At 40.7% G+C, this 13378-nt stretch carries 8 protein-coding genes; 5 read left to right on the top strand and 3 right to left on the bottom strand.

Annotation, left to right across the window (positions count from 1 at the left end):
* Positions 1–150 precede the first annotated feature (150 nt).
* The gene (locus H6G77_RS19680; protein WP_190872497.1) at positions 151–447 is read right to left on the bottom strand and encodes a hypothetical protein; all 297 of its coding nucleotides are present in this window, start codon (positions 445–447) and stop codon (positions 151–153) included.
* Between the two features lie 1488 nt (positions 448–1935).
* Between H6G77_RS19680 and H6G77_RS19675 the strand changes: the two genes are divergently transcribed.
* Positions 1936–4560, top strand: coding sequence for a CHAT domain-containing tetratricopeptide repeat protein (locus H6G77_RS19675; RefSeq protein WP_190872496.1), 2625 nt, complete (start codon positions 1936–1938; stop codon positions 4558–4560).
* A 101-nt stretch (positions 4561–4661) separates the two neighbouring features.
* Complete coding sequence (locus tag H6G77_RS19670; protein WP_190676691.1) at positions 4662–5588, top strand: serine protease; 927 nt, start codon at positions 4662–4664, stop codon at positions 5586–5588.
* Positions 5589–5738: 150 nt separating this feature from the next.
* Here H6G77_RS19670 and H6G77_RS36500 read toward each other — a convergent pair whose 3' ends face one another.
* The gene (locus H6G77_RS36500; RefSeq protein ID WP_313954511.1) at positions 5739–7385 is read right to left on the bottom strand and encodes a radical SAM protein; all 1647 of its coding nucleotides are present in this window, start codon (positions 7383–7385) and stop codon (positions 5739–5741) included.
* Positions 7386–7794: 409 nt separating this feature from the next.
* Positions 7795–11451 (bottom strand): NB-ARC domain-containing protein, encoded by a 3657-nt coding sequence (locus H6G77_RS19660; RefSeq protein WP_190872495.1) that lies wholly within the window; start codon positions 11449–11451, stop codon positions 7795–7797.
* A 465-nt stretch (positions 11452–11916) separates the two neighbouring features.
* Here H6G77_RS19660 and H6G77_RS19655 point away from each other — a divergent pair, with 465 nt between their 5' ends.
* The 3 genes from H6G77_RS19655 (at position 11917) to H6G77_RS19645 (ending at position 13247) form a co-directional block, all read left to right on the top strand.
* Positions 11917–12318 (top strand): hypothetical protein, encoded by a 402-nt coding sequence (locus H6G77_RS19655; RefSeq protein ID WP_190589456.1) that lies wholly within the window; start codon positions 11917–11919, stop codon positions 12316–12318.
* A 423-nt stretch (positions 12319–12741) separates the two neighbouring features.
* Positions 12742–12981 carry a hypothetical protein gene (locus H6G77_RS19650; protein ID WP_242049260.1) on the top strand — a complete coding sequence of 80 codons (240 nt, stop codon included), beginning with the start codon at positions 12742–12744 and terminating at the stop codon, positions 12979–12981.
* Positions 12982–13064: 83 nt separating this feature from the next.
* Positions 13065–13247: a hypothetical protein gene (locus tag H6G77_RS19645; protein ID WP_190676687.1), complete on the top strand. Its 183-nt coding sequence runs from the start codon at positions 13065–13067 to the stop codon at positions 13245–13247.
* Positions 13248–13378 lie beyond the last annotated feature (131 nt).

Here is a 13378-nt window from a genome sequence, read left to right as displayed (position 1 = left end):
CGCAAGCGGGGAGGGGAGCGTTTGCGTAAGCAAATGCGGGGTGGGGTTCCGACTGTATTACAAGCAAGTAAGAACCGCTATATCTAGCCTCCAGCCCCTAGCCTCTAGCCACTATCAACTTGTACTGCACTCAATCGGAAAACGCTATATCTATGATTTCTTGAGCGAAGCCATCCACATATCTGGCGGGTCGGCATAGTAATCTATTTCTACAACTTGATATCGTAATAATTCAGAATCACACCGTAAAAGAATGTAATCAAATGGCTGAATGCCTTGACCGATGGCTGTCATTCTGCCTTCTAAACTACAATTGAGCAACTCAAATACATAATCTTTACCTGGAATAAATTGACTGTAATCATGTGTTCTACATTTTTGCTTTGGTTCATTAATTGACATAACTGATAATGGCAACCAATTAAAAAAATTAAAACTTAAAGTCATAGCTTTTTTCATACCAAAATTACGAAACCGATATATCTTGAGCAATAACAAATAGTGAAAACCAGAAGATAACCTCTATCTCCTGATAAATAACTGTTTATGTAGATGAACCAACAGGTCGAATCAGTAACCGTTTCATCATTTTATAAGCAGGATTCCGAATCGAGGCAAGTTTTTTGTAGACTTAATTCTGAATTTTAATTGTTTAATTTTTAGCTAAAGATAATATCCGTGTTACTGTTGATGCTAACTATAATATCTATCAATGATTCAGTTTCTTGTAGTAGACTCCTCAAAGATAGGTTAGTACACAAATTATAGAAGTATAAAAGGTAGTGTTCACATCCTATTTACTAAAATTTCAATTAAGAACACTTGAAGATATAAGTCTTGATTACTTGACTTTCGATTATATATAAATATGTGTATTCAAGATGACATCCGAGTGTCATTTGGATGAATTTTTATCAAAAATACAAAATTTTAAATTATTTCAGTGGCCACTCAGCGAATTGTTAATATAGGAATCCGGTTTGATTTCTGAATTTATTTGTGTAGGTAGGGAATAGGGAATGGGGAGTCGGGAGTAGGAAAGAAGACTGATCTGAGTGTACTGATTTTTTCCCAAATCAAATATCAGTCCTATACCAATTCCCAAAATTACTGATACTCACATCTTGCACCTAGCCTTGGCAAATGGAATTCGCGGCTACACAAACGAAGTCCGCCTACGCGGACTAACGTAAAATAAAGGGTTTGGAACCTGCGTAGGTGGTCACTGAGCTTGTCGAAGTGCAGGTTTTGTCTGTGTAGCCACGACTTCAGTCGCCTGGTGCAAGATATGTGGATATACTTCCTCTGCACACGCCAGAGTGCTTCGAGTCGGGAGATACTTTCGGCAGTGAGGGAGTCGGCAAAGCCGCCCAACGCAATGCCTCACCACGCAACTGGCTCCTCTGCTTCCGATCGCCGAGCGACTTGTACCGAACGGAGTCGAGGTAAGTCGAGGCACTGCTTACCGATATGTATCATATTTAAAGTGAAATGGTATACTCTCTAGCCCCTAACTTATACAAAAATAAGCGTTACAAAAAATGTAACAGCCACAGTAATACCTAAGCAAATTAGTAAAATAACAAAAGATTTTCCGCAATCTTGCTGATGACAAATCAAAAATTGTCATTAGCCCTTATACCCCGCCCCCTTTCACCCCTAAACCCAATTTCCATAGAAAATTTTGATGGGTAAGTCCTGGTTTGAAACCCTATCCCGCCTAGAACTAAAGTTTCAGGCTAATAGCCAAAGTCCACTCAAGTGGACTGAAATGAATTTCTGGTTGAGTCCTCTTCAGAGGACTTGCGCTATGAGACTCAGAATTGATTCCGAGGCGGGATAGATGCACTCAACCTAGATTTATATGTACGCCATAGTCTCAAAGATGTCGGGTTTGGTTCCTCAAGCAAACCGACACCCAATATACAAAAAACTATGAAAAATCCTTTTCCCCACTATCTTTTTTTACCTTTATTGCTGAGTTCGCTGCTGTTATCAGATACAGTCAGCGCCACATCAAAAACTCAAACGTTGCAGATAGCACAACAACCAACCCAACCAGACGCAACCCGCGCCGCAGCAGTACAAGCATTAAGTGAAGGATCAGAGTTGTACAAGCAAGGTACAGTCGAAAGCTTACGACAGGCAATTGCAAAATGGCAAATTGCCTTACCCCTGTGGCAGAAATTAGGGGATAAATCTTATGAAGCTGTAACTCTAGTGGGAATTGGTCGAGTCTACTCAGATTTAGGAGAAAAGCAGAAAGCACTGTCATTTTATAACCAAGCTCTGCCCATAATTCGTGCGGTAGGCGATCTCGTGGGGGAAGCTACTACTCTCAATAACATTGGTCAAGTCTACTCAGATTTAGGAGAAAAGCAGCAGGCATTGTCATATTACAACCAAGCTCTGCCCCTCAGACGTGCCGTGAGAGATCGCTCCGGGGAAGCCACTGCTCTCAATAACATTGGTGCAGTCTACTCAGAATTAGGACAAAAGCAGCAAGCACTGTCATATTACAACCAAGCTCTGCCCCTGTATCGTGAGGTGAGCGATCGCGCGGGGGAAGCTACTACTCTCAATAACATCGGTGGAGTCTACTCAGAATTAGGAGAAAAGCAGCAAGCACTGTCATTTCTCAACCAAGCTCTGCCCCTACATCGTGCAGTGGGCGCGATCGGGGGGGAAGCCACTACTCTCACTGGCATTGGTCTAGTCTACTCAGATTTAGGAGAAAAGCAGCAAGCACTGTCATTTTTCAACCAAGCTCTGCCTCTATTACGTGAAGTCGGCAATCTTGCAGGAGAAGCCACTACTCTCAATAACATTGCTTACGTAGAACGAGACAAAGGCAACCTTCAAACCGCGCTTACTCAAATTGCGGCAGCAGTCAAAATTGTTGAAGAATTACGCACCAAAATCGACAGCAAAGAATTGCGTACTTCCTACTTCGCTACTGTACAAGACTATTACCAGTTCTACACCGACTTGCTGATGCAGTTGCATAAAAAAGAACCAAGCAAAGGTTATGCCGCCCAAGCACTGCACATCAGCGAACGTTCCCGCGCTAGAGGTTTAGTTGAACTCTTAACCGAAGCCAATATTGATATCCGCAAAAATATTACCCCGGAATTAGCAGCCGAGGAAAAACGTCTACAACTGCTACGAGAAGCCAAAGAAAAACAACTATCACAATTAGCCAGTCAATCCCAACCACCAGCAGCACTCATCGCCGCCACTAAAAAAGAAATCGAAGACATCCTCAAACAACAGCAAGAACTCACAAACAAAATTCGGGCGACTAACCCAGAATATGCCGCCTTGAAATATCCCCAACCCCTCACCTTGCCACAAATTCAGCAACAACTCGATAAAGATACACTCTTATTGCAATACTCCATCGGTGAAAAACGCAGTTATCTGTGGGCTGTCACACCCACTTCTCTCAACAGCTACGAACTACCAGGGCGCGACAAAATAGCCCAAGCCGTAAAAAACTATAAAGAACCCTTACTATTTTGTCAAAACCGCGACTGTCAAAGCCTCTCTTCTCGGCAACAAGCTAAATTCTTCCAAGCAGCAACCCAACTCAGTCAACTTATCCTTGCACCTGTGGCTGAAAAATTAGCTGACAAACGCTTAGTTATCGTTGGCGATGGCGCATTACAAGATATTCCCTTTGCGGCCTTAGTTGCACCCAACACTCCCGCCACCAACCAAAAAGATTACCAACCCCTCATCCTCAAACATGAAATTGTCAATTTGCCTTCTATGACAGCTATTGCTACCCACAGGCAAAAATTGCGTCAAAGGCAATTAGCACCCAAAACTTTAGCAGTTCTGGCTAACCCTGTGTTTAGTGCCGAAGATGAACGGGTAACAGGTAAACCAGCAGGAGTTACATCAGACTTAGACATCCGTGGTCAATTAGAACAGTCTGCCCTAAAACGCGCCGCACGCAATATCAACCGCAGTCAGTGGTGGGATGCGCTTCCCGGTACGCTCAAGGAAGCAGAGGCAATTTTACCGTTAGCACCATCAGACAGCCGCCTATTAGCTGTTAACTTCGATGCTAACTATAACTGGGCAACCAGCAAACAACTTGCACAATATCGCTTTGTGCATTTGGCAACACATGGCTTTGCTGACCCCACCAACCCAGAGTTATCAGGAATTGTGCTGTCTTTAGTTAACAAGCAAGGTCAATCTATTCCTGGTTATTTGCGCCTGAGTGATATTTTCAACCTGAATTTACCTGCTCAATTAGTGGTATTAAGTGCCTGTGAAACTGGTCTAGGTGCAGATATCAAAGGCGAGGGCTTGGTAGGGTTGACAAGAGGTTTAATGTATGCAGGTTCCGCCAGTGTGGCCTTGTCGTTGTGGCAAGTGAGTGATGACGCGACACCAGAACTAATGAAGGAGTTTTATCAACAAATGTTGCAAGGGAAAAAGTCACCGAATGCCGCCTTACGTGCGGCGCAAATAGCTATGTTGCAAAATCCCGATTGGCGTTATCCGTACTATTGGGGGGCTTTTACAGTTCAGGGTGAGTGGCGATGAGGAGGAAGTTTCACGCAGAGACGCAGAGACGCAGAGAAGTGTTTAAGCTGATTCTCATTGAGAAATGGTATTAGTGTTCATAAATAAAGGAGTTTGATGTCATGAATAACAAATCTATTTTATTTATCTCTGGTGTTGTTGGTCTGATGACTTTGGGTGTTTGGTTTTCTGTGGAAGCACAGGTGAAAAAACAACCAGCAACAACCACAGCCCCGACGTTAAAAAAAGTAGGTCAATTAGAATTACAAAATAATGGCAAACCTTTTAAACCGTCAGAATTAGAACAATCAAATAAACCTATTAAAAAAGGAACCAGGGGAACTATAGGCAGAGACGATCGCCTGCCGATGTTAAGCAATAATTATCCTTGGTCTACTGTTGGTCGAATTGTGGGTGAATCGAACTCGCAAACTTACACCTGTACAGGAACTTTAATTGATGAAGATATTGTATTAACCAATGCTCATTGTGTAGTTGACCCCAAAACTGGCAATGTAGCAGATAGAGTTGCTTTTCTACCAAATGTAGTTGATGGTCGATATCAAGATAGAGCTTATGCAGTGCAGTATCTAGCGGGTACACACTTTCAAGATCAAAATGCTGCGGCTAATGATTGGGCGGTAATAAAAATTGATAGACCTCTGGGGCGTAAATATGGTTATCTAGGTTGGAAGTCGTTACCTTCTACAACTTTAATTCGCAATGAGAAAAAATTCTTTTTTGTCGGATATTCTGGTGATTATCCCCAAGCAGAAACAGAAAAGTTTTGGGGTTTAACAGCCGGACAAGGATGGACGGCAGGTTTTCAAGCTGGTTGCAGTATTGTAGATGAACAGTCCAGTATCTTATTACATGACTGCGATACTGCGGGTGGTTCATCTGGCGGCCCCATTATTGCTTCGATTGGTGGTGAACCTTATATTGTGGCTTTAAATAATGCGGAAATTAAAGATAGTAGCACTGGTAAAGGAATCATTAATTTGGCTGTGAATATATCCTTTTTAGATAGGTTATTTGGGAAGAAATAAGAGGCTAGGGGCTAGTGAGAAATAAATTCGTAGCGTGTGTTAGGCGTAAGCCGTAACGCACGGAGAAATATGGTGCGTTACAGCTAATTTACTTTCGTAAGTTCCAAAATCCTTGTATAGCTGTAACACACCCTACTGGCGTGGTAAGCCTTAAATGTTGGCAAAGTCTTCTATCGGTGCGATCGCATATTTTCCTTGTTCATCTTGAGTGACTAAACCTAATGCGATTAAATCTCGATCAATAAACAATTTCGTTGCTTTACCACCTGCGTCAATTTTATGATTAATTAACTCCATTGCGTAGCAAATTGTATCGTAAACTCTTTGAGGATTCACCGCAGTTGTAATTGGTTGATATCTACTCACCGATTCACATAATCGATACACACCGCGTTCTTGAAATTGGGGATAGCCATAATAATTGACGGCGCGTGGTAAAAAATATCCAGCAGTAATTGGCTTTGTTCCTGACGGACGCACACAGGCGTAACTACAGTCACCAACTGTATCAGCCGCCATACTCCCAGGCATAAATCGCAACACATTAAAATTCAAAAAATCTGGGTTACACTTTTCAATACCAAAGCGAATCGCCTCGATATCATCCTCAAAAGTCGTTGGTTCATATCCCATAATCTCAGTTTTATGAGAATTTAATTTAGCTTTTGGTAAACCTAAAATTAAAAAATAACTACTAGGTAAACCAGCTTGATTCATTTCTTGAAAAACTCTGACAATCTTAGCTGGATAATCAAAGGCTTGTTTAATTTGACTGGCAACAGAACCGTTAAATTTATGATTAGCTAATGAAACTTCTGGTAAAGTATGCTCAACCCCGAAAAACATATATACACAATTATGTTCTACTAAATAACGCATCTGTTCATAGTTGATTTTATCGATGCGTGTATTAGAACCCCACACAAAGCCTTCTTCTTGGAGAATTTCGGCTTCGCGTCTGGCTGCATAATCATGGACTGTAAAAGTATCAACATCTAAATAAACTGCTTCATAACCACGCTGTTTTAATTGCTGTAATTGTCTCTTAAAAGATGTTTCACTTAACCTAATCACATTATTACTTTCACTACTTTTATTACAAAAACCACATCCCCAAGGACAGCCGCGCTGAGTAAAAAGTTGGGCGGTTTTTAATTGTCTACCGTCTGAAGCTTTAAAAATATCCATATCATGTACTTGGGGTACATGAACTAAACCAAAGTTTTGGTCAATATCATCAAAGTTATTCACTCTTGTTGCAATAGTTCGATGAAATTTTCCCTCCTGAGTTATAAAACACAACCCTGGTAATTTTGGCATCTCCTGATAAAAAGTGCCTCTAGCAACTGCATAAGCAATTTCGATAATTGATTCTTCGCCTTCACCATCACAATAGGCTGTAATCCAAGGTGTAATCCGGGCAATATCTTCAATGCTTTTAGTTGCATAACCTCCAACTAAAACTGGTACGTTTTCTCTGCCATATTTTTGCAGTTCGGCAAAAATTTTACTACTATGATTGTCAATTTCTGGCCATTGTGTTGTTAGACAACCAGAAAATATAATTAAATCAGCATCTCTGATGTCAGATAAAACATCATCAATAGATAAATCAAGGCGTTCTAAATCTAGTTGTAAAACCTGCCTAAATCCAGCGTTGAATAAACTTGAAGCTAAAACAGGCAAGGCTTTATTAGCACCGTTAAAGCTTCTGTGTTTGAGAAACTCTCCAATTAATACAATTTTGATAGAATTAATTAGAGTCGATATTTGTTTAGTTTTAGTTTGAGATAACACTATTACATACCTAAGTCTACAGTTTTGGTTGATGTTGACACCTGGCTATAGTAGGTTTGTTGGATATAATTTATATTCTGTTCATAGAAACCCAACAAATTTTTGAGACTGCACCTAAACTATCAGTAAAATAAAAAAGGCTCAAAAAATTCACTTAATAACTGAACAGAAAAACAGAATAATGGACTTGTATTCATATATCCTCAGAAGGATTTGAGACACAAAATTCCATCATTCATGTATTCATTTTGAAAACCCTATAGCCGGAAAGCGGAGAACTTTAATCAAATATGAATTCGATGACCTCTCCCCAACCCCTCTCCGACGCGGAGAGGGGCTAAAATTTTAAAGCCTCTCTCCTTTTAGGGGAGAGGTTTGGAGAGGGGTTTTTAAACTGGTCGAATTCACTTTAATCAACAGCACCCAAAATTTTTAAAGAAGCTTTTTCCGCATCGGTCAAGCCTGTGGTGTTGCTAATATCCATGCGTTCGTATAGGCGGTCTGGTTTAAGCGATCGCACTCTACTACCAGTCTTCACATCCCACAGTTGAATTTTTTCGTCTTCACCACCACTCGCCAAGAATTTGCCATCGGGGGTAAAAGCTAAAGAACGAATTGCGGCTGTATGTCCCAATTTGAAGATATCGAAGTTCTCACCTGTACTCACTAGCCACAACATCACAGTGGTATCAGCACCAGCACTGGCTAATATCTGCCCATCGGGACTAAAGGCGACGGAGTAGACTTGTTGCTGATGTCCTGTCAAGGTTTGAATACATTGACCTGTGCTGAGATTCCATAACTTCACGCTTTGGTCTTCGCTACCACTGGCTAAAAGCTGCCCATCAGGACTAAAAGCCACTGACCAAATCATGTCTTGATGTTCGGTAAATGTTTGCAGACATTCTCCATTTGCCACATCCCACAGTTTAATTTCGCTATCTGCACTACCACTGGCTAAAATCTTGCCTTGGGGATGAAAGGCTACTGTCCACACCCAATGGCTATGTTCTTTGATTCTTCTCACACATTCACCACTAGAAATGTCCCAGATGCGAATGCTGCGGTCTTCGCTGCTACTGGCTAGGGTTTGCCCATCAGGACTAAAAGCCACTGACCATACCCAGTTACTATGACCAATTAGGGTTTGTATACACCTGCTATGGTGAATGTCTTTAATGTCCCAGAGTTTGATAGTGTTATCTGCACTACCACTGGCAAGGATTTGCCCATTGGGATGAAAGGTGACTGAACGAATCCGCCCTTGATGTTCTCTGATAATCTGACATTCTGATGTTTGTAAGTTCCACAGACTAATATTGTGGTCATCTCTTCCACTGGCGAGAATTTGGCTATCGGGGCTAAATGCTACAGAATAGACATCACGGGTATAGCCTTGCAATATATTCAGGCAATCTCCTGTATTTACATCCCAAAGTCTAGCTGTTTGGTCGTCGCTACAACTGATTAAAGTGCGGTTATCAGGACTAAATGCGATCGCCCACACTTGACTATAATGACCTTGTAAGGTTTTCAAACATTCACCCCGGACAATATCCCAGAGTTTAATGGTTCTATCTTCACTACCACTAGCTAAAATTTGACCATCGGGACTAAACCGCACGGAATAAACTTTTTTACTATGTCCCGCCAACATTTGCCGAAATTTACCTGTATTTACATCCCACAATCTCAAGGTGAGGTCTCTACTACCACTGGCTAACATTCGCCCATCGGGACTAAAAGCGACAGAGTAGACATCACGACTATGACCTTGCAAGGTTTTTAAGCATTTACCCGTTTTGACATCCCACAGCTTGATTTTGCTATCGGCACTACCACTAGCCAATAACAAAGTATTTTTAATAGTTGGGGATGGTTGGAAGGTGACAGACCACACCCAACCATCATGATCAGTCAGTGTTTGCAGACAAACTCTGGTCGCAATATCCCAAATTTTAATTGTTTGGTCTTCACCTGCACTGGCTAATAAAGAACCATCGGGACTAAACCCTATGGAATAAACTTTATTAGTATGTTCTTGGAATGTGTGGAGACATTCGCCTGTTTGCACATCCCAGAGTTTAACTGTGTAGTCAGCACTTCCACTGGCGAGAATTTTACTATCTGGGCTAAAGGCAAAAGCCCAAACCCAGGCGCTATGACCTTTGTAAATGCGAATTTGCTTAGTATCAGCAGTCCGCCATAATCGAATTTCTCCGGTGATTAAACCTGTGGCAAAAAATTTACCATCAGGACTAAATCTCACAGAAACAATACTAGAAAGGGTTTCTGTGAAGACCGAACCATTTAAATCAGCATTGGCAAAGCTGGTATCTTTTAAGTTGACATCTTGGAGATAAGCTTGCCAAATAGTCAAACCCGAAAAATCACGCCCACTTAAATCAATTTCAGAGTCTGGCTGGGATTTATCTATCTGGAGTTGTCGCAGCAGATTGATTAAGTTCCCAGCCGCGTAACCTTTGCTTAAGGACGAATCTTGCTGCAAAGTCCGCAGTAATTTTCGTAAATGGGCTTCGAGTGCAGTTTTTGTACCAAAAGCTTTGATTAGCTGTTGTTTGACTGGTTCTAGTATCAGCCGTTCTTGTATTTGCCGGATATAATCTAGCGATCGCGCTTGAATTAAAGGGTGGGCATTAATAAACTCCGGTTTTTTTTTTTCACTCAAGTCACGAGTCACCTGTTCTATGTAGCGGGCGCTGACATATTCCATCACTACAGATTGCTGACGAAATCTGCTGGCGTTTGCTTCTTTTTCAATGAGCGATCGCCTTAATAATGATTCAATAACTTCCAGGATTTTTAACTCTGCTTCTGTGTCTCTTAAATCATTTTTCAGTTCTGCTATGGATACATATTCCCGATAAATTGCCAGCCGATACATCACTTGTTTTTCTAGTTCTGACAAGCGGTTAAATTGCTGGTCTAAAAGTGTGCGAATATCTCCATAAACAGCGTTGGCTTCTCGAATTTCTCTTAAAAATTCTGTAACATTATTGCCAAATAAGTCATAAACTGTAGTACCTACTATCTTTAAAGCTAAAGGATTCCCAGAATATCTGGTGACTAATTCTGCTAACTGCTCATCTGTAAAGTCTTTACAGCCTTTATCTAGCAAAATTTCTCTAGCTTCTGCTAAATCCAAGCTAGATAACTGCAAAACTTTCACTGGCAAATTCTTGCCTTCTAAAGCTGCGACTTCTTTTGGTTTTTCTCGACTAGTGATTAATAAACAACTCTCATGGGAGGTTTCAGCAACTTTTTTAAAAAAGTAGCCATAGTTTTCATAACCCTGTTCATATTCGCCAGCACATTCTTGTGTTTTGCCTTCGCCACTGCGTAGCACCGATTCGACGTTATCTAAAATGACTAAGCATCGATGTTTTCGCAAAACATCAATCAGCGCCAGGATTTTGTTATTTTCTCGAATGATTTTGTTATTTTCACTATTTTCACTAATTTTTAAGTAATCTTCCAAATCATGAGGTAAAAATCGCAAAAGTTGGTTGAGAATTTCTTCTAGTGGTGGTGCGTTGCGGAGCGATCGCCAAATCAAATATTTAAACTCAGACTTGATTTCTTGGGCAACTTTGGCAGCAATCACCGTCTTACCAATTCCACCTATACCTAAAACCGCTACTAGCCGACACTGCACAGCCTGATCGCTACCAACTATCCATTCCTTTAAATCTGTAACATCTTCTTCTCTACCTTTAAAGCCTTCGACATCAACAGCTTCACCCCAGTCATCTTTTGATGAAGTCAGGTTTTCTGGAATACCTTGATACTGAGCATATAGCTTTTGTTTCAAATTATAAATTTTCTTATTACCACTGCCTTCTATACCTAATTTGCGGTAACTTTCTCCTAATCTTTTTCTGACTGCGGGTTGCGAAATCTTCAGCTTTTCCGCAATTTCTGCACCAGAACAATTTTTTAATGCTAATAGTAATGCCTCTAGTTCAGTTTTCGTTACATTATGTCTAATAGCAACATTTGTAATGAAATCATCAGGAAGCAGAGGCATATCTGCTGCGCTCGTCATCTCATTTAAGCTCCACACAATATATTTAACTTATCAGTATGTGAGAACATTTTTTTATAGCACGCCTGCTAAATCGAAAAAAGACTCTACCACTACAGAATCGCTAGTAAATACACAATTGTATTACTGGTTGATAGCTATCCTATTTCAGATTTTATCAATGTCAACTATATTTTTATCCTAAAAAATAAAAATATGGCTGATTTTTTTCTCACCGAATGAGCCGTTTATAAAGATTTGTTGTATAAAAACCTACTACAAGTATAGCTTTTTATATCTACGTGAGATATATCAGATGCGAAACTTATACATAAGTTTACAGACACAAAAAAATCTTTAAGAAAAATTCTTTTTAAGAGCTTGCTTTTTTAATTGAGATGTGATTATCTTATGTACAGAGAGGTATATGTGAGATATACAGATAAGTCACAACAACTCAACAGGCAACATCAGGGGGCAACAAAAATGAACAGCTGCTCACGACTGTCAGACTTTATCAGAACTTCCAACTCTGTCAAAACTGTCTTGAAAATAGGAGAACCATCCCCAGAAACCGCTTCTATATTCAAACCTCAAGAAAGAGGTAGCCCAGAAATTGTTCTCAAGCCGAAACAATGGTGTGAAGTTGAGTTGCCACTTGTCTTTTCTCACATGAGCATTTTACTCATCGAAACCTTATCGGAAACTCAACATGGCGAGTTAATGATTACCAGTAGAAAAGCTAACCACGAGACTTTTGTCAACTTGAAGAGTCATATAAACCACCGCCACCATGTGAATCAAAAGCAACTACAAGACATCCATACACTGTACGAAGAAATCATCGAAGCATGGATAGCTTATAGGCAGTCTCACAACCAAAAATAATCCCCTCCATCGCCCAATACGGTTCGGATAAGAAACTTACTTGTGTAGGCAAGCAAGGGTGCAAGGGTGCAGGGGTGAAAGGGGGAACGAAGGTACGCTCTCCCCTGCACCTGAAGCTCCTCCGCCCCCCTGCTCACCTCAACAGATACATTTGTTAACCGAACCGTATTGCTTCATCGCCACAGCTATCCCAAAGTCTAGAAGACTGGCAGCTTGGCGAGGTGATCAAAACAACTAAATACTTATTTCTCTGAAGAAATTTGGCTTTCGATAAATCAGAAGTTTACAAGCCAGATATGTAACCAAAATTACGTATCTGGCTTTTTGCTTAGGTTTTTCTATCAGGAAGGAAATTCTATGAGCAATCACAAACAAGATCAAGGGTCTCTCGTTCAACTCCCATCTGAAAACAGGAATAAAACTATGAAAACTAACCATCAAGACCGCCACAATCCACTTTTAATCTTGACTGCCAGAGGATTGAAGTTTTTTCTATGGACGTTGGCTGGTTTTGCGATCGCTTTTGTAGTGTTTCATATTTTCGGTGCGATCGCCATTGCCAACAGCCTGCTATCTTTCGATGTTTTAGTTTGGTTTTTCCGGGGTGCAGCCTCGTTGTTTTGCTTATTTGCGATCGCCATGATCATCGAGTCCTGGCGTTAATTCCAATTCTGGTGCTGTTTTACATATTGCCTTTGGCTTGGTTTTCATTTAGCCAAAGGCTTCACATTACGGAGGTCATATTTATGTCCGATAACAATGGCTTCAAAGGTGACACACTCTCACCAATTTTAGTCATCTTAGTTGCAGGCTCCATATCTCTGGCAATTGTCAATAAAGAGAATCATCCGGCTTACTTTGACATCGTAAAAATTGCAATGGCTTATGGCTTTGGCTCTCACAAGTCCAAAGACAGACCAAAACAGTAAGCTTGAGGTAGGGTTTAGAAAAGGGTATTTATATTCATTGCACCAAATGACTTCAGTCGCTTGGTGCAATGAATGAATATACATACTATAGCCTTCTGGTCAATTAACGATGGGTTAGACCACCTATCAAT

Source organism: Aulosira sp. FACHB-615 (assembly GCF_014698045.1).
In the GTDB taxonomy this organism is placed as follows: Bacteria; Cyanobacteriota; Cyanobacteriia; order Cyanobacteriales; family Nostocaceae; genus Nostoc_B.
This window is presented reverse-complemented; position numbering and strand designations above follow the sequence as displayed.